Consider the following 20,144-nt stretch of genomic DNA (forward strand, 5'->3'; position numbering starts at 1 on the left):
GCCCAACATCGTCACCGAAGCGGGTTGCGCCGATGACGGCGCGCAATCAGGGACCTCGCGCGATGCGCCGCATCCGCCTGGCGGCGGCCGCTCTCGTCCTCGCGACCGGAGCGGCCCTCGCCCAATCCGAGACGTTCCGGGTCGACGACGTGCCCCCGGGCGATTCCCTCAGCATCCGCGAGGCGCCCGACGCCGCCGCGCCGGCGGTCGGCCGTGCCCCCTGGGACGCGCGCCTGCGCGGCTTCGGCTGCACCACCGACACGCCGAGCGGGCGCACGTGGTGCCGGGTCAAGTACGGCCGCATCGTCGGCTGGGCCCGGCGCAAGTTCCTGGCGCCGGAGTGAGGATGGCCTCGCGCGCCGCGTTGCGGGATCCTGCGGCCGATGGCCATGACGTCTCCCGACACCCCGCGGCGCGGCTCCCCGGCGCCGCCGCGCCGCCCGCACCGGACTCCATCCCGGGCCCAGCGCCCGGCCTCGCCCCCACCCCGAGCAGAACCATGCAAGCCCTTCAGATCTTCGGCGAACGCGACCTGCGCCTGACGCAGGTCGACGCGCCGCCCCCGCCCGGCCCGGGCGAGGTCGAGGTGCGGATCCGCGCGGTCGGCCTCAACTTCATCGACGTCTGGGGCTTCCGCGGCATGGCCTTCGCCAAGCGGCGGCTCCCGCTCACCGTGGGGGCGGAGGCCGCGGGCGAGGTCGCGGCGGTCGGCGAGGGCGTGGCGGGGCTGAGGGCCGGCGACCCGGTCGCCCTCTACGGCGCCCTCACCTGCGGGCATTGCCGCGCCTGCCGGGAGGGCCGGGACAACCTCTGCGAGGAGGTCGGCGGGGTGATGGGCTTCCACATCGACGGCTTCGCGCGCGAGCGCGTGGTGATGCCGGCCCGGCTCGTCGTGCCGGTCCCGGCGGGGGTCGGCCTCGTCGAGGCGGCCTGCGCGCCGATCGCCTTCGGCACCGTGCAGCACATGCTGTTCGACAATGCCCGCCTGGAGCCGGGCGAGTCGATCCTGGTCCATGCGGGCGGCTCGGGCATCGGCACCGCGGCGATCAAGATGGCGAAGGCGATCGGCTGCACGGTCTTCACCACGGTGGGGGACGACGCCAAGGGCGAGAAGGCCAGGGCGCTGGGGGCCGACCACGTCATCAATTACCGCCGCGAGCGCTTCGAGGGCGAGGTGCGGCGGCTGACCAGGCGCAAGGGCGTCGACGTGGTCTTCGAGCATGTCGGGGCCGAGACCTGGAACGGCTCGCTGCTCTGCCTGAAGCGCGGCGGGCGGCTGGTGACCTGCGGCTCGACCTCGGGCGTCTCCGCCACCATGAACCTGATGCAGCTCTTCCAGCAGCAGTACCGGATCACCGGCTCGTTCGGCTGCCGCCTCGCCAACATCGCGGAGGCGCTGGCCAAGATGGCGGCCGGCCTGACCCCGGTCGTCGACACGGTGCTGCCCCTGGCGCGGTTCGAGGAGGGGCTCGCCCGGCTCGAATCCCGCCAGGTTTTCGGCAAGATCATCGCCACCCTGTGAGGCCCGGGGCGCGTCTTCCGCGCGCCCGACCCGCCCCTCTCTGAGCCCGTGCGGCGGACAGGCACCGGCCGGTCCCGCCGCCCCGACCTGCGAGTTCCCCCGTGCTGCGCCTGAAGTTGAGGCTGTACCGCACCGCCTCCCGCCTCGCCGAATGGCCGATGATCGCGCTGGTGCGCCTGCTCTTCGGCATCGCGAGCCTGCTCGGGCCGCGGCGGGCGGGCGGCTTCGGGGCCTGGCTCGGCCGGACGCTCGGGCCGCGCCTGCCCGCGCACCGCACCGCCCTCGACAACCTGCGCCAGGCCTTTCCGGAGCGCAGCGAGGCGGAGATCGCCGCCCTCGCCCGCGGGGCCTGGGAGAATCTCGGCCGCACCGGCGCCGAGTACGCCCATCTCGGCGAGATCTTCGATTACGACCCGCAGGCCCCGGCTCCCGGCCGGATCGAGGTCGAGGGCATCGAGCACTTCTTCGCGCTGCGCGACGACGGCCGGCCGGGCCTGATCTTCTCCGCGCACCTCGGCAACTGGGAATTGCCGGCGATCTGCGCGGCGCGCTTCGGCCTGGAGGCGAGCGCGGTCTTCCGCCCGCCCAACAACCCGGCGGCCAAGCGCCTCGTCGCCGAGGTGCGCCGGGCCACGATGGGCGGCCTCACCGCGGCGGGCCCGGGCGCCGCCTTCGCCATGCAGGGCGTGGTCGAGCGCGGCGGCCATCTCGGGATGCTGGTCGACCAGCACTTCACCCGCGGGGTGGTGGTCGAGTTCTTCGGCCGGCCGGTCCTGGTCAACCCGCTCCTGGCCAAGCTCGCGCGCCACTACGAGTGCCCGGTCCACGGCGTGCGGGTGATCCGCCTCGGCGCGGACCGCTTCCGGCTCGAACTCACCCCGGCCCTCGACCTGCCCCGCGACGCCGCCGGGGCGGTGGACGTCCGCGGCGCCATGCAGGCGATGACGCGGGTGATCGAGGGATGGGTGCGCGAGCATCCCGACCAGTGGATGTGGATGCACCGGCGCTGGCGGCCCGCGATGCTGCCGCGCACGGAGCAGCCGGGCGTGTCCTCGGCCCCGGCTCAAGCTAACGTGACTTCCGTCGGGCCGATCACGGGGGCTTGATGATCGCATGACGCGCGCGGCGGTTCTCCGATGGCTTCTCCCGGCGCTGCTCCTCACCGGGGCGCCGCCGGCCGGCGCGGGCGAGGAGCCGCGGGCGGTGATCGAACTCTTCACCAGCCAGGGCTGCTCGGCCTGCCCGCCCGCCGACCGCATCATCGGGGACCTGTCGCGGGACCCGAGCGTCATCGCCCTGAGCCTGCCCGTCACCTACTGGGACTATCTCGGCTGGAAGGACACCCTCGCCCACGCGGCCTTCACGGAGCGCCAGCGCGCCTATGCGGGGGTGCGCGGCGACCGGCAGGTCTACACGCCGCAGGCGGTGATCAACGGCGCCTCGGCGGTGGTCGGCTCCGACCGCAGCGCCCTCGAGCACACCATCCGCGATCCCGGGACGGCCGTGAGCCTGCCGGTGCCGATCCGCTCCGTGGTCGAGGACGACCGCATCCGGATCGAGGTCGGGGCGGCGCCGGATGCCGGCCGCACCGCCGAATTGTGGCTGCTGCCGGTGTCCCGCTCGCGGGAGGTCGCCATCGCGCGCGGCGAGAACCGCGGCAAGACCGTCACCTACCGCAACGTGGTGCGCGGCATGCACCATGTCGGCCACTGGACCGGCGCGCCCGCCCGCTACGAGGTGCCGCGCGGCCTGCTCCAGGCCTCGGGCGACGCGGATTCCTACGTGCTGGTGCTGCAGGCCGAGTATGGCGGGCCGGGGCGGATCCTGGGAGCCGCCAAGGGCCCGGGCCTGTGAGCGGGCCGGCCGCGCCGATCGCCGCCCGAGGATCCCGGGCCGGCCCGTCCCTTCCGCCGGCGCATGCGACGTCGCCCGGCTCCGGTGAGGGCGGCGCGCAGCGCATGACCCGGTCGTTGCCGCGCAATCGTTAGGACCCTACTTATCGGCCTCCGCAACGGTCGCCCGGGCCGTCGCAGCGAGGTGCCATGCGCCGGATGCTCCTCCAGACCCTGACCCTCGGCCTCGTGCGGGCCGGCCGCGCCTGGCGGCGCGCCGCCGACGAGGTCGTCACCGCCTTCGGCCTCACCGAGGCCACCGCCCTGCCGCTCCTGATGGTCGGGCGCCTCGGCGGCGAGCCGCGCCAATCGGCCCTGGCCGAGGCGCTCGGCGTCGAGGGACCGACGCTCGTGCGCCTGCTCGATCAGGTCGAGGAGGCAGGCCTGGTGACCCGGCGGGAGGACCCGACCGACCGGCGCGCCAAGGTGATCAGCCTCACCGAGGAGGGCCGGGCCCGGGTCGGCGCGATCGAGGCGGAGTTCGACCGCCTGCGCGGGCGCCTCTTCGCCGAGGTGCCGGACGAGGACCTGCGCGCGACCCTGCGGGTGCTGAGCGCCCTGCGCGAGGGCGCCGGCGAGCGGCTCGGCCCGGCGATCCTGCCCGCCGCGAGGGCCGCCTCATGACCCTGCCCGGCTGGCGCGCGTGGCTCTTCGCGGGCAAGACCGCGGGCGCCGCCCTGCTCGCGCTCTGGATCGCCCTCTGGGTCGACCTGCCCCGCCCCTACTGGGCGATGGCGACGGTGTTCATCACCGCCCAGGCGCTGTCGGGGGCGACCCGCTCGAAGGCCCTCTACCGGGTCGGCGGCACCCTGATCGGCGTGGCGGCGGCGGTCGCCCTGGTGCCGAACCTCGTCGACGCCCCGGAACTCCTCACCGCCGCCCTCGCCCTCTGGACCGCCGGCTGCCTCTACCTGTCGCTCCTCGACCGGACGCCGCGCAGCTACCTGTTCATGCTCGCCGGCTACACGGCGGCCCTGATCGGCTTCCCGGCGGTGACCGACCCGGGCTCGATCTTCGACACCGCGGTGGCGCGGGCCGAGGAGATCACCCTCGGCATCCTCTGCGCCGCCCTGGTGTCGAGCCTCGTTGTCCCGCAATCGGTCGCGCCGGTGGTGGCGCAGCGCATCGCGGCCTGGCTCGGCGAGGCCGGGCGCTGGACCGCCGAGGTGCTCTCGGGCGCCGCCGAGGACCCGCAGGTGCGCGCCCGGCGCCTGCGCCTCGCGGCCGACGCGGGCGAGATCGACGTGCTCGCCTCCCACCTCGCCTACGACACCTCGCGGCAGGCCGCCGCCGCCCCCTGGGTGGCGACGCTGCGGGCGCGCATGCTCCTGCTCCTGCCGGTGCTCTCCTCCCTGGCCGACCGGATCGCGGCCTTGCGGGCCGTCTCGGGCCTGACCGCGGACCTGCGCGACCTGATGGCGGCGCTCGACGCGTGGTCCGAGGCCGGGGCACCGGCCGAGGGCATGGCCGCGCTGACCGCCCGGATCGAGGCCGCCGAGCGCGGGCTGCCGGCCGATCCCGACTGGACGCTGCTGGTGCGGGCGAGCCTGCTCGACCGGCTGCGCGAGCTCGTCGCCCTGTCGCGGGATTGCCGCACCCTCGAGGGGCACATCGCGCGCGGCGGCGGCCCGCTCGCCGCGCCCCTCGCCCACGGGGGCGAGTTCGCGGCCCGCCCGCCCCGCCACCGCGACCACGGCATGGCGCTGCGCTCGGTCCTCGGCCTGCTGGTCTCGGCGGCACTCTGCGTCGGCCTGTGGATCGCCACGGCGTGGCCGGACGGCGCCACCGCCGCCATGATGGGCTTCGTCCTCTGCTGCCTGTTCGCCGCGCAGGACGACCCCACCCCCTCGATCCTCGGCTTCGCGCAATGGTCGGCCGTGGGCGCGGTCGCGGCGGGCCTGCTGCTGTTCGGGGTTCTGCCCCGGGTCCACGACTTCGTCATGCTGACGCTCGCCGTCGGTCCCCCGCTCCTCCTGTGCGGCCTGCTGATGGCGCATCCGCGCACCGCCGCGGCCGGGATCGCCCTCGGGGTCAACGGCAACGCGCTCCTCGCCATCCAGGACAGGTACGATGCGGAATTCGCCGCCTTCGTGAATTCCAGCGTGGCGCTGATCGCCGGGATCTGGATCGCCGCTCTCGTCACCGGCCTGACCCGGTCGATCGGCGCCGAGCAGGGAGGGTGGCGCCTGCTGCGGGCGAGCCGCCGGGACCTCGCCCGGGCCGCCGCGCGGCGCGGGCGCGGCGACCGGGTCGCCTTCGCGGCCCTGATGCTCGACCGCCTCGGGCTGCTGGTGCCGCGCATCGCCGCCGCGGCGCCGGACAGCGCGCTGCGCCGGGTCGACACCTTGGCGGAACTGCGCGTCGGGATGGTGCTGGTCTTCCTGCGGCGCGCCCGCCACGGGCTCCCGGCCGACCACGTCGCCGCCCTCGACCGGGTGCTCGACGGCGTCGCCCGCCACTATCGCGGCGGCCCGGACACGGCCGATCCGATGCTCCTCGTGGAGATCGACGCGGCCCTGCAGCGGATCGGGGCCGATCCCGGGCCGGAGGGGCGGCGCGACGCCCTGCTCGGCCTCGCGGGCCTGCGGCGCGCCCTGTTCCCCGACGCGGCGCCCTACGGACCACCCCGCCGTCGCCTCTCCCTCCCGGAGGCCGCCTGATGCCCGATCTCGACCTCTACGGCGTCTTCCTGCCGGCGCTCCTGGTCCAGGCCGTGATCGCCTTCGCGCTCAGCCTGGTCCTGCGCCACCTCATCGCCCGGGCCGGGCTCTACCGCCTCGTCTGGCACCGCCCCCTCTTCGACGCCGCCCTCACGGTGACCTGCCTGGGCGCCGTGGTCGCCCTCGCCCCGCGCTTCGCCTGAGTCCCGCCGAGTCCCGCCGAGTCCCGCCATGACCCGCTTCCTCGCCTTCCTCGGCCGCTTCGCCGTCACGGGCCTCCTGGTCCTGGTCGCGCTGGTGGTCGGCGCCGCCCTCTGGGACTATTACCTGGAGGCCCCCTGGACCCGCGACGGGCGCGTGCGCGCCGAGGTGGTCGGCGTCGCCCCGGACGTGTCCGGGCTGGTCCGCGACGTCGACGTGAAGGACAACCAGGAGGTGAAGCGCGGCGACCTCCTGTTCCGCATCGACCCGGAGCGCTTCACCCTGGCCCTGCGCCAGGCCGAGGCGGTGGTGGCGGGGCGCAAGGCGACGCTGACCCAGGCCGAGGCCGACCTCGCCCGCTACCAGCAGCTCAGCGACAACGTCGTGTCGCAGCAGCGGCTCGAACAGGCGCTCGCCACCGAGCAGGGTGCCCGCGCGGCCTACGACCAGGCGGTGGCGGACCGCGACCTCGCCAAGCTCAACCTCGCCCGCTCCGAGGTGCGCGCCTCGGTCAACGGCCGCATCTCGAACCTCGAACTGCGCCCCGGCAGCTACGTGGCCACCGGCAAGGCCGTGCTGGCGCTCGTCGACCGCGACACGCTCCACGTGGAGGGCTACTTCGAGGAGACGAAGCTCGACCGCATCCGGGTCGGCGACCCGGTGAGCATCCACCTGATGGGCGGCGGCCGCGACCTGGCCGGGCGCGTCGAGAGCGTGGCGGCCGGCATCGAGGATCGGGAGCGCAGCGCCGGGGCCAACCTCCTCGCCAACGTGAACCCGACCTTCGCCTGGGTGCGGCTTGCCCAGCGCGTGCCGGTGCGGGTCACCCTCGACCCGTCCCCGGCGCTGGCGCAGCTGACCGTCGGGCGGACCGCGACCGTGGTGGTGCGGGGCCGCGGCGAGGGCGAGCCGCGCCCCCTCGACGGGCTCTGGCAGCGCTGGCAGGCCCTCCGGAGCACGCTCGCCACCAGCCGCAAGGGTTGACGGGCGAGAAGGGTTGACGGGTTAGGCCTTCTCGCATAGGCGGCATCTCAACCCAAAAGGGGGGGGTGCGGCCGCTCGTCGCCCCCTCGGGACAACGGTCCGGGAGGGACGCCCCATGCCTCACGACGCGCCGCAGGCGGCGTCCGACGCGCTCGGCGCGCGCGCGCTCGACCGCATCACCCGCCGACTGATGCCGCTCCTCGGCCTGATGTACCTCATCGCGTATATCGACCGGCAGAACGTCTCCTACGCCAAGCTGCAGATGGTGGGCGATCTCGGCCTCAGCGAGGCCGCCTACGGGCTCGGGGCGTCGCTGTTCTTCATCGCCTACTTCCTGTTCGAGGTGCCCTCCAACGTGATCCTGGAGCGCGTCGGGGCGCGGCTCTGGTTCACCCGCATCATGGCGACCTGGGGCCTGATCACGGTGCTGCTCGGCTTCACCCAGGGCACGGCGATGTTCTACGTGCTGCGCTTCCTGCTCGGCGTGGCGGAGGCGGGATTCTTCCCCGGCGTGCTCTTCGCCCTGACGCTGTGGTTCCCGCAGAGCCACCGCGGCCGGATGGTCGGCTGGTTCATGATCGCGAGTGCGGTGGCCAACATGATCGGCGCGGCGATCGGCGGCGCGCTCCTCGACCTCGACGGCCTGCTCGGCCTGCGCGGCTGGCAATGGGTCTTCGTGGCGACCGGGGTCCCCGCCCTGCTGCTCGCCGTGGTGGTGTTCTTCATCCTGCCGGAGGGGCCGGAGCGGGCGCGCTGGCTGCCGGCCGAGGAGAAGAGGTGGCTGGCGGACGCCCTCGCCCGCGAGGCCGCCGCGACGGCCCATACCGACCATTCCAACCCGTTCCGGATCCTGCTCGACCGCCGGGTGATGATCCTCGCGCTCCTCTACGTGGCCTTCCCGCTCGCGGCCTACGGCCTGAGCTACTGGCTGCCGACCGTCGTGAAGGGCTTCGGCGTCTCCAACACCGTGAACGGCCTCCTCAACGTGATCCCCTGGGCGGTGGTCGGGCTCGCGCTCTGGTGGGTGCCGCGCCACGCGGCGCGGACCGGCGAGACGACCTGGCACATCGCGGGCCCCGCCCTGGTCGGGGCGCTCGCCCTGACGCTCAGCGTGGTGGTGCCGGGCTCGGCCCTGAAATTCGTCTGCCTGTGCGTGGCGGCGGCCGGGATCTTCTCGGGCCAGCCGGTCTTCTGGTCGCTGCCGCCGACCTTCCTGCGCGGCGCCACCGCGGCGGCCGGGATCGCGGCGATCAACTCGGTCGGCAATCTCGGCGGCTTCATCGCCCAGAACGCCGTGCCGTGGATCCGCGACCGCAGCGGCAGCGACCTCACCCCGATGCTGTTCCTGGCCGCCTGCCTGCTCGTCGGGGCCGCGATGGTCTTCGTCGCGCAGGCGATCCTGCGCCGCCCGGCCCCCGAGGCGGCGCCCGCCGCGACCCTGGCGCGCCGCTAGGGCGGCGCCCCGTTATCCCTTTTCGGACGCGAACCGGCCCGCGAAGGGATGATCCCTGTTTTCGCAATCGCTTGCATGCGGCATCGATGATGCGCTCGGCCGCCCGGTCCCCGACATGGACGGGCGACCGGACGGCGAGACGCGCATGCGCGGTGTCATCGCGTGGAGCGGCGAGCAGGCTCGCCAACGCGCGGATGCCGAGCAGGTCTTCTGAGGATCGCGCCCCGCTCAAGCGCGCCCGCGATGCAGCCCAGGCGCGCCTGATCGCGCATTTCCTGGCGACGCGCCTGCCGGGCCCGCGCTTCGACGACCCGGCCCTCGGCGCGATGGCGCGCGCGATGCGGGACCGTGCAGGGCGGATCCTCGCGGAACCGGAGCCCGAGGGCCCGGGACGTCTCGATCCCGACGGGTGATCCGGGCTCCGCTTGATCGCAGCGGATCCCGTATCCCAATCCCGCGCGGCGCCTGAGCGGCGACGACATCCGCCATCCCGAAGGGACCAAGCGGATGTGGCATGACCCCGCCCCTCGCGCGCTCACGGCCCGGCGGCTCGCCACGCCCAGGTGCCGAGAACCAGCACCACCAGCCCCCAGAGCAGCCCGAGCGCCGTCCGATAGAGCGCGAGCGCCCGTTCGATGTCGTCGGCGCCGGCCTCCGCCCGGCCGTCGCCCATCCAGTGATCCTCGACCCGCACCGCGGCGTAGACCCGCGGCCCGGCGAGCGCGAGGCCCAGCGCCCCGGCCATCGCGGCCTCCGGCCAGCCGGCATTGGGCGAGCGGTGGCGCCGCGCGTCCCGGCGCACGGCCCGCAGCGCCCCCCCGGCCGAGCAATCCGTCCGCAGGGCCGCGGCGGCCACGATGAGCGCCGCGGTGAGGCGGGAGGCCGGCAGGTTGACGAGGTCGTCGAGCCGCGCCGCGGCCCAGCCGAAGGCCCGGTGCCGCGCCGTGCGGTGGCCGATCATGCTGTCGGCGGTGTTGACCGCCTTGTAGAGCGCCCCGCCCGCGAGCCCGCCGACCCCGGTCCAGAGGGCGGGCGCGACGATCCCGTCGGAGAAATTCTCCGCCAGGCTCTCGATCGCCGCCCGGCACACCGCCGCCGCGTCGAGGCTCTCGGGGTCGCGCCCGACGATCATCGCGACCGCCCGGCGACCGCCCGGCAGCCCTTCCCGGCGCAGGCCCTCGGCGACGCGGGCGACGTGCTGGTCGAGGCTGCGCTGCGCCGGCAGGCTCGCCGCCAGGAGGCCGCAGGCCAGGAGTCCCGCCCAGCGCCCCGCCCCCGCGGCGGCCAGGGCCAGCGCGAGCGCGGCCGCGCCGGTCGCCGCGAGCACGAGGGCGAGGGCCAGGATCCCGGCCGCCCGCCGCAGGGCCGGCGGATCCTCCTCCCGGTTCAGCCCCCGGTCGAGGGCTGCGATCAGGGCCCCGATCCAGGTGACAGGATGGCCGAGGGCCCGGTAGAGGCGGTCGGGATAGCCGAGGGCCGCCTCCGCCGCGAGGGCGAGGGCGAGCACGAGGAGGCTGTCGGGCGGATGGAGCGTGGCGGGCATGGGGGCTTTCGCGGGGATCCGGCACGGGGGCGACCTCGGCGAGGCGCGGCGGCTCTTCCCCGACGCGCCCCAGCCGTGGTTCGACCTCTCGACCGGGATCAACCCGGTCCCCTATCCGTGCCCGCCCCTCGACGCCAGCCTCCTCACCCGCCTGCCCGCCCCGGCGGACCTCGCCGCCCTCGACGCGGCCGCCGCCGCCGCCTACGGGGCGGACCCGGCCGAGATCGTGGCGGCGCCCGGCACCCAGGCGCTGATCGCGTGGCTGCCGCACCTGCGCCCGGCCGGCCGGGTGGCGGTGGTCGGGCCGACCTACGCCGAGCACGCGGCGGCGTGGCGGCGGGCGGGCCACGCCGTCGCGACCGTGCCGGATCTTCCCGCGGCGGCCGACCACGACGTCGCCGTCGTGGTCAATCCCAACAACCCCGACGGGCGGGTGACGGGGCGCCCGGCCCTCGCGGCCGCGGCCGCCCACCTCGGCGCCCGGGGCGGCCTCCTCGTGGTCGACGAGGCCTTCGCCGACCTGGAGCCGGTCGAGAGCCTCTGCGGCGGCGTGCCGGAGGGCGCCGTGGTGCTGCGCTCCTTCGGCAAGACCTATGGGCTCGCGGGGCTGCGCCTCGGCTTCGCGGTGGCCCCCGCCCCCTTCGCCGCGAGGCTGCGGGCGGCGCTCGGGCCCTGGGCGGTGTCGGGGCCCGCCCTCGCGGCCGGGATCGCCGCCCTGTCCGACCGGCGCTGGCGCGAGGAGGCCGCCGCGGCCCGGCGGGCGGATGCGGCGCGGCTCGACCGGCTGCTCGCGCGCGCGGGCGGGCGACTCGTCGGCGGCACCGCCCTGTTCCGCACGGCGGATTTCCCGGACGCGCCGGCCCTGTTCGACCGGCTCGGCCGGGCGGGGCTGTTCGTGCGCCGCTTCGAGGAGCAGCCGTGCCGGCTGCGCTTCGGCCTTCCCGCCGCGCCGGACGCCTGGGAGCGGCTCGAAGGCGCGCTGGCGTGACACGCCGGACACGCGGGCGCCATCAAAAAGGCCGAAAAAACCGGGATCCCGACCTCGGCCGACAGGGCCGGCCTCGCCCCGCGTCCGGTCCCGGACGCACCTCGTTGACCCCCGCCAGGGTTGGGCCGCATAAGGCCGGCTTGGCCGCAGGAGCGGGTCCGGGACGGCGAGGATCGGCCGGGCGAGCGGAAGCGGGGACCAGACGGGATGAGCGTGGACGAGGTCAAGCGGCGCGACAGGCTCGGCGGCGTCATCGCATTCGCGCGGCGCTCGCTGCCCGAACTGCGCCGGGACGCCGAGACGATCCTGCCGGTCGACGCGCCGCGCTCGCGCCGCGCGCTGCAGCTCCTCAACCCGCTGCGCTGGACCCGGCTCACCCGGCCGGAGGTCGACCCGCGCCCCCGCCGCATCGGCGCCGGCCTCGTGCGCAACTTCGTGATCTTCGTCGTCGCGCCGACCTTCGTGTCAGGAATCTACCTGTTCCTGCTCGCCTCCGACCAGTACGTGGTCGAGAGCCGCTTCGCCGTGCGCGGCGAGACCCTGCCGCTCGGCGAGGTCAGGATCGGCGAGTTCTCCGGGCTCATCCAGAAGAACAACAACCAGGACACCTATATCGTCGCGGAGTACATCCGCAGCACGCCGATGCTGGAGAGCGCCCAGCAGGCCCTCGACGTGCGCGCCATGTTCACCCGCCGCGAGGCCGATTTCTGGGCGCGCTACTCCGGCAAGACGCCGATCGAGGAGCTGCTGAAGTACTGGCGCAAGCACGTCCAAACCAGCATCGACCTGGTCTCGGGCATCATCACCCTGAAGGTCGCGGCCTTCACGCCCGAGGACGGCGTGCGGATCGCGCAGCACATCGTCGGCCGGGCCGAGGCCCTGATCAATGGGATCTCGGAGCGCGCGCAGGAGGACATGCTGCGCCACAGCCGCGAGGAGGTGCAGAAGGCGAGCGACCGGCTCACCCAGGCCTACGTCGCCCTGCGGGAATTCCGCAACCGCTGGGGCATTATCGACCCGATCAAGTCGGCCGAGGCGACCTACACCACGATGATCGAACTCCGGAAGGAGAAGATCAAGCTCGAGAACGACCTCCAGGTCTTGCGGTCCTCCTCCCTCGACGAGAAATCCCGCTCGATCCAGGCGATCGTCGCGAACATCGCGGCCCTCGACCAGCAATTGAAGCACCTGCAGGAGAGCCTGACCAGCGACGCGATGGCGGGGGACGCGCCGAACGCCGCCCGGGCCCTGCTCGAATACGAGCGCCTGGTGATCGAGCGGACCGTGGCCGAGCGCCTGCACGAATCGGCGGTCGGCATGCTGGAGCGCGCCCGCATCGCGGCGGGCAAGCAGTCGGTCTACCTCGCGACCTTCGTGCCGCCGGCGCAGCCCCAGTACGCGACCCTGCCGGAGCGGCCCGAGACGCTGTTCGTCATCTTCTTCTGCCTCCTCGTCGCCTGGGGGAGCGCGACCCTGCTGATCGAGGGTGTGAAGGACCACAACATCTGAGGCCCGAGGTGATGGCGGACTCGGATTTCATCGACCTCGTCGCGCGGGCGATCTCGCCCACGATGAGCCGCGAGGAGCGCGAGGCGGTCTACCAGGTCGTGCGCCAAGCGGTGCAGCGGCTGCAGGCGCGCGAGGGGCTCTGCCGGGGCGACCCGCGCACCGAATTGCAGCTCCACCTGATCGAGGAGACGATCAGCGAGGTGGAGGGGATGGTCACCCGCTTCATCGCCCGCCGCACCATCGACACGGCCGCGGCCAGGACCTGAGGCGGCACCTGACCTGAGGCAGCACCTGCGGCGGGGCGGCCTGCCCGGAGGCGCCGCAGGGGAAAAAATCCGGCCTGGCGGACCCGGGGGGCGGGCGGCGCGTTCAGCGTGCTGTCAGGCTTTGCCCCCGCGACGGATCCCCGCCCACCATGAGCAAGACCAGCCCCGCGACGCCCTCCCTGCCGGAACCCGCCGTTGCGCGCCGCCCGCGGATCCGGGAGGGCCAGCCGTTTCCGCTGGGGGCGACCTGGGACGGGCTCGGCGTCAACTTCGCGCTGTTCTCCGCCCACGCCACCCGCGTCGAACTCTGCCTGTTCGACGATTCCGGCGAGACCGAGATCGCGCGCGTCGACCTGCCCGAGTACACCGACGAGGTCTGGCACGGCTACCTGCCCGACGCGCGCCCGGGCACGATCTACGGCTACCGCGTCCACGGCCCCTACGAGCCCGACGAGGGCCACCGCTTCAACCCCCACAAGCTGCTCCTCGACCCCTACGCCAAGGCCCTGGTCGGGTCGATCACCTGGGACCCGGCCCTGTTCGGCTACCGGCTCGAGAGCGGCGACGACCTCACCTTCGATGACCGCGACAGCGCCCCCTTCACCCGCAAGGGCCGGGTGATCGACCCGGCCTTCACCTGGGGCCGGGACCAGAAGCCCGACGTGCCGTGGGACCGCACGGTCATCTACGAGGCGCACGTGAAGGGCCTCACCAAGCTGCATCCGGGCGTGCCCGAGCGCCTGCGCGGCACCTACGCCGGCCTCGGCCAGCCCGCCGTGCTCGACTACATCCGCAGCCTCGGCGTCACCGCGGTCGAGCTCCTGCCCGTGCACTCCTTCGTGCAGGACGACTACCTGCGCCAGAAGGACCTCTGGAACTACTGGGGCTACAACACGATCTCGTTCTTCGCCCCGGCCCGCCGCTACGCCGCGGTCCCGGACTTCGCCTTCTCCGAGTTCAAGGAGATGGTCGCGCGCCTGCACGGGGCCGGGCTCGAGGTGATCCTCGACGTGGTCTACAACCACACCGCCGAGGGCAACGAGCGCGGGCCGACCCTGTCCTTCAAGGGCATCGACAACGCCTCCTACTACCGGCTGCTGCCGGACCAGAGGCGCTACTACATCAACGACACCGGCACCGGGAACACCGTCAACCTCTCGCATCCGCGGGTGCTGCAGATGGTGACCGATTCCCTGCGCTACTGGGCCACCGAGATGCGGGTCGACGGCTTCCGCTTCGACCTCGCCACCATCCTGGGCCGCGAACCCTACGGCTTCGACGAGGGCGGCGGCTTCCTCGATTCCTGCCGCCAGGACCCGGTGCTGAACTCCGTGAAGCTGATCGCGGAGCCGTGGGATTGCGGGCCGGGGGGCTACCAGGTGGGCGGCTTCCCGCCGGGCTGGGCGGAGTGGAACGACCGCTTCCGGGACGACGTGCGGGCCTATTGGCGCGGCGACGAGGGCCTGCTGCCCGCCCTCGCGGCGCGCTTCACCGCCTCGGCCGACAAGTTCGACAAGCGCGGCCGGCGCCCCTGGGCCTCGGTGAACTTCCTGACGGCACATGACGGGTTCACGCTGGCCGACACGGTCTCGTACGCCGAGAAGCACAACGAGGCGAACGGCGAGGAGAACCGGGACGGTCACTCGCACAATCTCTCGTCGAATTACGGGGTCGAGGGCCCGACCGCGGATCCCGAGATCCGGGCGGTGCGGTTCCGGCAGATGCGCAACATGCTGGCGACGTTGTTCCTGGCGCGGGGCACGCCGATGCTGCTGGCGGGGGACGAGTTCGCGCGCACGCAGCAGGGCAACAACAACGCCTATTGCCAGGACAACGAGATCTCCTGGCTCGACTGGCGGGCGATCGGGCCGGACGAGCGCCAGCAGGCCGAGTTCGCGCGCCGCCTCCTCACCCTGCGCAAGGCCCTGCCGATGCTCGGGCGCGGCCGCTTCCTCACCGGCGCCTTCGACGAGGAACTCGGCGTCAGGGACGTGACCTGGCTCACCCCCTCCGGGGAGGAGATGACCCCGGAGAACTGGAACGACGGCGAGGCGCGGGCGCTCGCGGTGCTGCTCGACGGCCGTGCGCCGATGAGCGGCCTTCGCCGCCGCGGCTCGGAGGCGACGCTGCTGCTCCTCCTCAACGCCCACCACGACCTCGTGCCCTTCACCCTGCCCGAGGTGGTGGGCGGCCATTCCTGGCTGCGCCTGATCGACACCAACCTGCCGGAATCGGAGGAGGCCGAGCGCTTCGAGATCGGCGAGACCTACGAGGTGACCGGGCGCTCGCTGCTCCTCTTCGTGCTCCGGCCCGACGAGGCCGACCACGCCAGCGAGACGTGGCGCTCCTTCCAGCACGTGGTCCAGGCCTTCGAGCGGGCGACCTCGGATTCCGTCGCCTTCCCGCCCGACGAGGACGGGTGAGGCATCCGGCCCGCGCCGGCCGGGTTGCGGCGCGCCGTCGCGCGCGCCCCGCCGGCCCTCGACCGGCGTGGATGCGCATATACTTGGCGGGGAAACGAGTCGGATCGGCAGCCCGGACAGGCGCGCTTCCGTCCTCTGGGGAACGCACCGCACGGCACCGGGAGCCACCGAGACCGCGATGACGACGACGCCCGAGCTGCCGCCGCCCGGACGCGCACCGACCGTGAAGGACGGCCCGACCGTCCAGGACGGCGCGTCCGGCGAGGTCGCGGATCACCGCAGCGACATCTTCTTCGCCGCGGTCGAGACGACCCGGATGCCGATGATCGTCACCGACCCGCGCCAGCCCGACAACCCGATCATCTTCGCCAACCAGGCCTTCCGGGCCCTGACGGGCTACGACCCGTCCGAACTGATCGGCCGCAATTGCCGCTTCCTGCAGGGTCCCGAGACCGACCCGCAGACGATCGCGGAGGTGCGGCGCGCCATCAAGGAGCGGCGCGAGATCTCGACCGAGATCCTGAATTACCGCAAGAACGGCTCCTCCTTCTGGAACGCGCTGTTCGTCTCGCCGGTCTACAACGACGCGGGCGACCTCGTGTACTTCTTCGGCTCGCAGCTCGACGTCTCGCGCCGCCGCGACGCCGAGGACGCCCTGCGGCAGGCGCAGAAGATGAAGGCGCTCGGCCAGCTGACCGGGGGCATCGCGCACGATTTCAACAACCTGCTGCAGGTGGTGGTCGGCTACGCCGACATCATGCAGGCGGGGCTCGCCCATCCGCGGCCGGATCCCGGCCGGCTGCTGCGGGCGGCGGAGAACATCCGCGGCGCCGCCGACCGGGCGACGACGCTGACCCAGCAGCTCCTCGCCTTCGCCCGCAAGCAGCGCCTGGAGGGGCGCACCGTCAACCTCAACGGCCTCGTCGAGGGCATGCGCGACCTCGCCAACCGCACCCTCGGCGACGCGGTCACGGTCGTCACCGAGCTGGCCCCCGAGCTGCGCAACGCCCGGCTCGACCCGACCCAGACCGAGGTCGCGCTCCTCAACGTGCTGATCAACGCCCGCGACGCGATGCCGTCCGGCGGCACGGTCACGATCCGCACGGAGAACCGCGAGATCGGCCCCGACGAGATCGGCCCCGGCCTGCCCCCGGCCGGCCGCTTCGTCGCGATCAGCATCACGGATACCGGCACCGGCATGCCGCCCGAGGTGCTCGCCCGGGTGACGGAGCCGTTCTTCACCACCAAGGAGGAGGGGCGCGGCACCGGCCTCGGCCTGTCGATGGTCTACGGCTTCGCCAAGCAGTCGGGCGGCACCCTCCAGATCGAGTCGCGGGTCGGCGAGGGCACCCGGGTGCGGCTGATGTTCCCGGCCGCCGGCGAGGACGAGCGCCCGGCGCCGGTGCGCCTGCGGGGGACCGAGCGCCCCGGCACCGAGACGATCCTGATCGTCGACGACCGCCAGGACGTGGCCGAACTCGCGCGCACCATCCTGCAGGATTTCGGCTACACGGTCCTGACGGCCGCCAACGGGCGCGAGGCCCTCGACGTGCTCGACGGCCACCGCCGGGTCGACCTGCTGTTCTCCGACCTGATCATGCCGGGGGGCATGAACGGCGTGGTGCTGGCCCGGGAGGCCCGCCGCCGCCAGCCCCGGCTCAAGGTGCTGCTCACCACCGGCTACGCGGAGGCGAGCCTGGAGCGCACCGATGTCGGGGGCAGCGAGTTCGAGGTGATCAACAAGCCCTATCGCCGCCTCGACCTGGTGCGCCGCGTGCGGGCCGTGCTGGACGGCCCGAACGGGGTGAGCTGACGCGGGCCGGTCATCCGACATCCGACGGATCGCGTCACCATGCGGATGTCGGCTTCGCTCAGGCACCGCGCGGGCTTGGCATTTCGGCTTCGCTCAGGCGCCGCGCGGGCGCGTCATGCGCGTCCCGGACGTGATCGTCCGGACAGCGGATCAGCCGATCCGCGGCAGTCGGGCCAGGATCGCCTCGCGGGCCGCCCGCGATCCGGAGAGCCTGTCCCGGACGAGGGCGACGATCTCCGGCGGGGCCTCCCGCGGCGTTCCGGCCGAGAAGGGCGGCGCCGGCGCGTATTCGAGGGCGAGCTGGATCGCCTCCGCCTGGTCCCGGCCGCGCAGGGCCGCCACCAGTGCGAGACCGAAATCGATCCCCGCCGTGACGCCGCCCGCGGTGATGAGGGACCCGTCCCGCACGATCCGCGCCTCGACCGGCGTCGCGCCGAAATGCGCCAGGAGATCGAGGGCGTTCCAGTGCGTGGTGGCCCGCTTGCCGGCGAGGAGCCCGGCCGCGCCGAGGACCAGCGCCCCGGTGCAGACGGAGGTCACGAAGCGCGCCCCCGCGGCCCGGTCGCGCAGGAAGCCGATCACCTCCGCATCCTCCAGGAGCGCGTTCACGCCCGCCCCGCCCGGCACGCAGAGCACGTCGAGGGCCGGACATTCCGCAAGGGTCGTCGTCGGCGCGAGGATCAGGCCCGTGGCGGAGGTCAGGGGCCGGCGATCCTTCCAGAGCAGGTGGACCTCCGCGTCGCCCGCCGAGGCGAAGACCTCGTAGGGACCGGTCAGGTCGAGCTGCTGGACGGCGGGGAAGGCGAGGATTCCGAAGCGCAGGGGCATGGCGGGGCTCCCGGTTGACGCTCGCGATCTTGCCGGGCCAGGATCTGGCGCAGGCGCCATTCATCCCTCCAATCATGCCAATCCCGCGACGCCGCGTCGAGATCCTGGCCTTCCCGGACGTCCAGCTCCTCGACGTCGCCGGGCCGCTCCAGGTCTTCGCCTCCGCCAACGACGAGGCCGGGCCTGACCGGCCCTACGATCCCGTCGTGGTCGCCCGCGAACCCTGCGTGACGGCCTCGGCGGGCCTGGGCCTGGTCGCGGCCCCGCTGCCCCGGGCCGACGCCCCCCTCGACACGCTCGTGGTGGCCGGCGGCCGCGGGGTCGAGGCCGTGAGCCGCGACCCGGCGATGCTCGCCTTCGTCCGGCAGCGCGCCGCGGCGGCCGCCCGCACCGCCTCGGTCTGCACCGGGGCCTTCGTGCTCGCCGCGGCCGGGCTCCTCGACGGGCGCCGGGCCGTCACGCATTGGGACCATTGCGGCCTCTTCGCCGAGCGCTTCCCGCGGGTGCGGCTCGATCCCGATCCGATCTTCGTGCGGGACGGCGCCGTCTGGACCTCGGCCGGCGTCACGGCGGGAATCGATCTCGCCCTCGCGATGGTCGAGGAGGATCTCGGCCGGGCGGCGGCCCTCGCGGTCGCCCGGCGCCTCGTCGTGTTCCTCAAGCGCCCCGGCGGGCAGGCGCAGTTCAGCACCGTGCTGGCCCTCCAGGCCGAGCCGGGCCGCTTCGACGGGCTGCATGCCTGGATCGCCGGCCACCTGCGCGGCGACCTCTCCCTGCCGGTCCTCGCCGCCCGGGCGGGGATGAGCGCCCGCAGCTTCTCGCGCCACTACCGGCAGGCGACCGGCCGCACCCCCGCCCGCGCCGTCGAGGCGATCCGGGTCGAGGCGGCCCGGCGCCTGCTGGAGCAGGGCGCGCCGGTCGCCCGGGCGGCGGCGCGCTGCGGCTTCGGCTCCGAGGAGACGATGCGGCGCGGCTTCCTGCGGGTGCTCGGCACCGCGCCCCGGACCTACCGGGAGCGCTTCGCCGGGCCGTCCGCCTGATCCGGGATCCGCTTGCTCAAGCGGATCCCGGATCACGCGCCTGCGCGGCGCCTGAGCGCGGCGCCTGAGCGAAGCCGACATCCGGATGGCCGAAATGGGAGATGGCGACGCAACCGATCGGATGTCGTACGACGCGCCCGCCTCAGGCGAGGCCGAGCCGCGCGCGCAAGCCCTGCGGCGTCGCGCCCCGCGCCCGCAGGGACGCGAGCGGCTCGGAGCCGCGCGACTTGGCGAGCTTGCCGCCCTCCGGATCGAGGATCAGCCCGTGATGGTGGTAGAGGGGCGCCGGCAGGCCGAGCAGCGCCTGGAGCAGGCGGTGCAGGTCGGTGGCCGCGTCGAGATCGGCGCCCCGCACCACGTGGGTCACGCCCTGGAGGGCGTCGTCGTGGACCACCGCGAGGTGGTAGCTCGCCGGCACGTCCTTGCGGGCGAGGACCGCGTCGCCCCAGCGCTCCGGCCGCGCCTCGCGGTGCGTCACCGCGCCCTCCGGGTCGAAGCTCGCGACGAGGAGCGGCTCCGGGCAGGCGGCGCGGGCGCGCGCCATGTCGAGGCGCCAGGCATGGGGCTCGCCGGCGGCGATCCGTGCCGCCGCGTCCGGGCGCCCGCGGCAGGTGCCCGGATAGAGCGGCGCGCCGTCGGGATCGCGCCCCGTGCTCGTTCCCGCCACCTCCCGGCGCGTGCAGAAGCAGGGATAGACCAGGGAGCGGGCGCGCAGGCGCGCGAGGGCGGCCGCGTACTCGGCGAAATGCGCCGATTGGCGCCGGACCGGCTCCTCGAAGGGGAGGCCGAGCCAGCGCAGATCCTCGATCGTCGCGGCCGCGAGCTCCGGCCGGCAGCGCGTGACATCGATGTCCTCGATCCGCAGGATCAGGCGGCCGCGCATCCGCGCCGCGAGGGCGGCGTTGAGCAGGGCCGAGTAGGCGTGACCGAGATGCAGCCGGCCGTTGGGGCTCGGGGCGAAGCGGAAGACCGGAGGGGACACGGGCGCGATGGGGCGGGTCGAGCGTGAGCCTGAGATGGGG

The 20,144-nt window shown here is 74.1% G+C and carries 19 protein-coding genes; 16 read left to right on the forward strand and 3 right to left on the reverse strand.

All coding sequences use genetic code 11. The features are described from left to right. Positions 1–62 precede the first annotated feature (62 nt). The 10 genes from QA634_RS24425 (at position 63) to QA634_RS24470 (ending at position 9,125) form a co-directional block, all read left to right on the forward strand. A complete protein-coding gene (locus QA634_RS24425; RefSeq protein ID WP_012334575.1) occupies positions 63–344 on the forward strand; it encodes an SH3 domain-containing protein in 282 nt (93 codons plus the stop codon). Positions 345–499: 155 nt separating this feature from the next. Then, on the forward strand, positions 500–1,522 hold the full coding sequence (locus QA634_RS24430) for a zinc-binding dehydrogenase (RefSeq protein WP_012334576.1): 1,023 nt from the start codon (positions 500–502) through the stop codon (positions 1,520–1,522). Between the two features lie 101 nt (positions 1,523–1,623). Then, positions 1,624–2,628: a lipid A biosynthesis lauroyl acyltransferase gene (locus QA634_RS24435; RefSeq protein WP_012334577.1), complete on the forward strand. Its 1,005-nt coding sequence runs from the start codon at positions 1,624–1,626 to the stop codon at positions 2,626–2,628. Positions 2,629–2,635: 7 nt separating this feature from the next. After that, the gene (locus QA634_RS24440; protein ID WP_012334578.1) at positions 2,636–3,376 is read left to right on the forward strand and encodes a DUF1223 domain-containing protein; all 741 of its coding nucleotides are present in this window, start codon (positions 2,636–2,638) and stop codon (positions 3,374–3,376) included. A gap of 188 nt (positions 3,377–3,564) precedes the next feature. After that, positions 3,565–4,038: a MarR family winged helix-turn-helix transcriptional regulator gene (locus QA634_RS24445; RefSeq protein WP_012334579.1), complete on the forward strand. Its 474-nt coding sequence runs from the start codon at positions 3,565–3,567 to the stop codon at positions 4,036–4,038. Then, positions 4,035–6,074: an FUSC family protein gene (locus QA634_RS24450; protein ID WP_012334580.1), complete on the forward strand. Its 2,040-nt coding sequence runs from the start codon at positions 4,035–4,037 to the stop codon at positions 6,072–6,074. The genes QA634_RS24445 and QA634_RS24450 overlap by 4 nt, the downstream gene beginning before the upstream one ends. After that, positions 6,074–6,277: a DUF1656 domain-containing protein gene (locus QA634_RS24455; protein WP_012334581.1), complete on the forward strand. Its 204-nt coding sequence runs from the start codon at positions 6,074–6,076 to the stop codon at positions 6,275–6,277. The genes QA634_RS24450 and QA634_RS24455 overlap by 1 nt, the downstream gene beginning before the upstream one ends. 28 nt (positions 6,278–6,305) lie before the next feature. After that, positions 6,306–7,259: an efflux RND transporter periplasmic adaptor subunit gene (locus QA634_RS24460; protein WP_012334582.1), complete on the forward strand. Its 954-nt coding sequence runs from the start codon at positions 6,306–6,308 to the stop codon at positions 7,257–7,259. Between the two features lie 115 nt (positions 7,260–7,374). Further along, positions 7,375–8,712, forward strand: a complete 1,338-nt coding sequence (locus QA634_RS24465; protein ID WP_012334583.1) for an MFS transporter — start codon at positions 7,375–7,377, stop codon at positions 8,710–8,712. Positions 8,713–8,864: 152 nt separating this feature from the next. After that, complete coding sequence (locus QA634_RS24470) at positions 8,865–9,125, forward strand: hypothetical protein (RefSeq protein WP_265576416.1); 261 nt, start codon at positions 8,865–8,867, stop codon at positions 9,123–9,125. A 122-nt stretch (positions 9,126–9,247) separates the two neighbouring features. On the opposite strand, the gene cbiB is transcribed toward QA634_RS24470, so the two are convergent. Continuing rightward, the gene (cbiB, locus tag QA634_RS24475; protein WP_043701563.1) at positions 9,248–10,255 is read right to left on the reverse strand and encodes an adenosylcobinamide-phosphate synthase CbiB; all 1,008 of its coding nucleotides are present in this window, start codon (positions 10,253–10,255) and stop codon (positions 9,248–9,250) included. Here cbiB and cobD point away from each other — a divergent pair. The 5 genes from cobD to QA634_RS24500 all read left to right on the forward strand — a co-directional run bounded on the left by cobD (position 10,254) and on the right by QA634_RS24500 (position 17,254). Beyond that, positions 10,254–11,243: a threonine-phosphate decarboxylase CobD gene (gene cobD, locus QA634_RS24480; RefSeq protein ID WP_012334586.1), complete on the forward strand. Its 990-nt coding sequence runs from the start codon at positions 10,254–10,256 to the stop codon at positions 11,241–11,243. The two genes, cbiB and cobD, sit on opposite strands and share 2 nt — an antisense overlap. A gap of 207 nt (positions 11,244–11,450) precedes the next feature. Beyond that, a complete protein-coding gene (locus QA634_RS24485; protein ID WP_012334587.1) occupies positions 11,451–12,752 on the forward strand; it encodes a capsule polysaccharide transporter in 1,302 nt (433 codons plus the stop codon). A gap of 11 nt (positions 12,753–12,763) precedes the next feature. Next, the gene (locus tag QA634_RS24490; RefSeq protein WP_012334588.1) at positions 12,764–13,018 is read left to right on the forward strand and encodes a hypothetical protein; all 255 of its coding nucleotides are present in this window, start codon (positions 12,764–12,766) and stop codon (positions 13,016–13,018) included. A gap of 149 nt (positions 13,019–13,167) precedes the next feature. After that, positions 13,168–15,441, forward strand: a complete 2,274-nt coding sequence (gene glgX / locus QA634_RS24495; RefSeq protein WP_012334589.1) for a glycogen debranching protein GlgX — start codon at positions 13,168–13,170, stop codon at positions 15,439–15,441. 178 nt (positions 15,442–15,619) lie between these two features. Further along, entirely contained in the window at positions 15,620–17,254 is a 1,635-nt protein-coding gene (locus tag QA634_RS24500) for a hybrid sensor histidine kinase/response regulator (protein ID WP_012334590.1), read from the forward strand. 150 nt (positions 17,255–17,404) lie between these two features. Here QA634_RS24500 and QA634_RS24505 read toward each other — a convergent pair whose 3' ends face one another. Then, positions 17,405–18,082 (reverse strand): DJ-1/PfpI family protein, encoded by a 678-nt coding sequence (locus QA634_RS24505; protein ID WP_012334591.1) that lies wholly within the window; start codon positions 18,080–18,082, stop codon positions 17,405–17,407. 74 nt (positions 18,083–18,156) lie between these two features. On the opposite strand from QA634_RS24505, the gene QA634_RS24510 reads away from it, so the two are divergent. Next, a complete protein-coding gene (locus QA634_RS24510; protein WP_012334592.1) occupies positions 18,157–19,122 on the forward strand; it encodes a GlxA family transcriptional regulator in 966 nt (321 codons plus the stop codon). 142 nt (positions 19,123–19,264) lie between these two features. Here QA634_RS24510 and gluQRS read toward each other — a convergent pair whose 3' ends face one another. Beyond that, the gene (gene gluQRS / locus QA634_RS24515; RefSeq protein ID WP_012334593.1) at positions 19,265–20,104 is read right to left on the reverse strand and encodes a tRNA glutamyl-Q(34) synthetase GluQRS; all 840 of its coding nucleotides are present in this window, start codon (positions 20,102–20,104) and stop codon (positions 19,265–19,267) included. Positions 20,105–20,144: the final 40 nt, after the last annotated feature.

The organism is Methylobacterium sp. CB376 (genome assembly GCF_029714205.1).
Taxonomy (GTDB): Bacteria; Pseudomonadota; Alphaproteobacteria; order Rhizobiales; family Beijerinckiaceae; genus Methylobacterium.

Excerpts from the sequence above, each read along its gene's own strand:
- QA634_RS24425 (WP_012334575.1), top strand. The coding sequence starts at position 63 with ATGCGCCGCATCCGCCTGGCGGCGGCCGCTCTCGTCCTCGCGACCGGA.
- QA634_RS24430 (WP_012334576.1), top strand. The coding sequence starts at position 500 with ATGCAAGCCCTTCAGATCTTCGGCGAACGCGACCTGCGCCTGACGCAG.
- QA634_RS24440 (WP_012334578.1), top strand. The coding sequence starts at position 2,636 with ATGACGCGCGCGGCGGTTCTCCGATGGCTTCTCCCGGCGCTGCTCCTC.
- QA634_RS24445 (WP_012334579.1), top strand. The coding sequence starts at position 3,565 with ATGCGCCGGATGCTCCTCCAGACCCTGACCCTCGGCCTCGTGCGGGCC.
- QA634_RS24450 (WP_012334580.1), top strand. The coding sequence starts at position 4,035 with ATGACCCTGCCCGGCTGGCGCGCGTGGCTCTTCGCGGGCAAGACCGCG.
- QA634_RS24455 (WP_012334581.1), top strand. The coding sequence starts at position 6,074 with ATGCCCGATCTCGACCTCTACGGCGTCTTCCTGCCGGCGCTCCTGGTC.
- QA634_RS24460 (WP_012334582.1), top strand. The coding sequence starts at position 6,306 with ATGACCCGCTTCCTCGCCTTCCTCGGCCGCTTCGCCGTCACGGGCCTC.
- QA634_RS24465 (WP_012334583.1), top strand. The coding sequence starts at position 7,375 with ATGCCTCACGACGCGCCGCAGGCGGCGTCCGACGCGCTCGGCGCGCGC.
- cobD (WP_012334586.1), top strand. The coding sequence starts at position 10,254 with ATGGGGGCTTTCGCGGGGATCCGGCACGGGGGCGACCTCGGCGAGGCG.
- cbiB (WP_043701563.1), bottom strand. The coding sequence starts at position 10,255 with ATGCCCGCCACGCTCCATCCGCCCGACAGCCTCCTCGTGCTCGCCCTC.
- QA634_RS24485 (WP_012334587.1), top strand. The coding sequence starts at position 11,451 with ATGAGCGTGGACGAGGTCAAGCGGCGCGACAGGCTCGGCGGCGTCATC.
- QA634_RS24490 (WP_012334588.1), top strand. The coding sequence starts at position 12,764 with ATGGCGGACTCGGATTTCATCGACCTCGTCGCGCGGGCGATCTCGCCC.
- glgX (WP_012334589.1), top strand. The coding sequence starts at position 13,168 with ATGAGCAAGACCAGCCCCGCGACGCCCTCCCTGCCGGAACCCGCCGTT.
- QA634_RS24500 (WP_012334590.1), top strand. The coding sequence starts at position 15,620 with ATGACGACGACGCCCGAGCTGCCGCCGCCCGGACGCGCACCGACCGTG.
- QA634_RS24505 (WP_012334591.1), bottom strand. The coding sequence starts at position 18,082 with ATGCCCCTGCGCTTCGGAATCCTCGCCTTCCCCGCCGTCCAGCAGCTC.
- QA634_RS24510 (WP_012334592.1), top strand. The coding sequence starts at position 18,157 with ATGCCAATCCCGCGACGCCGCGTCGAGATCCTGGCCTTCCCGGACGTC.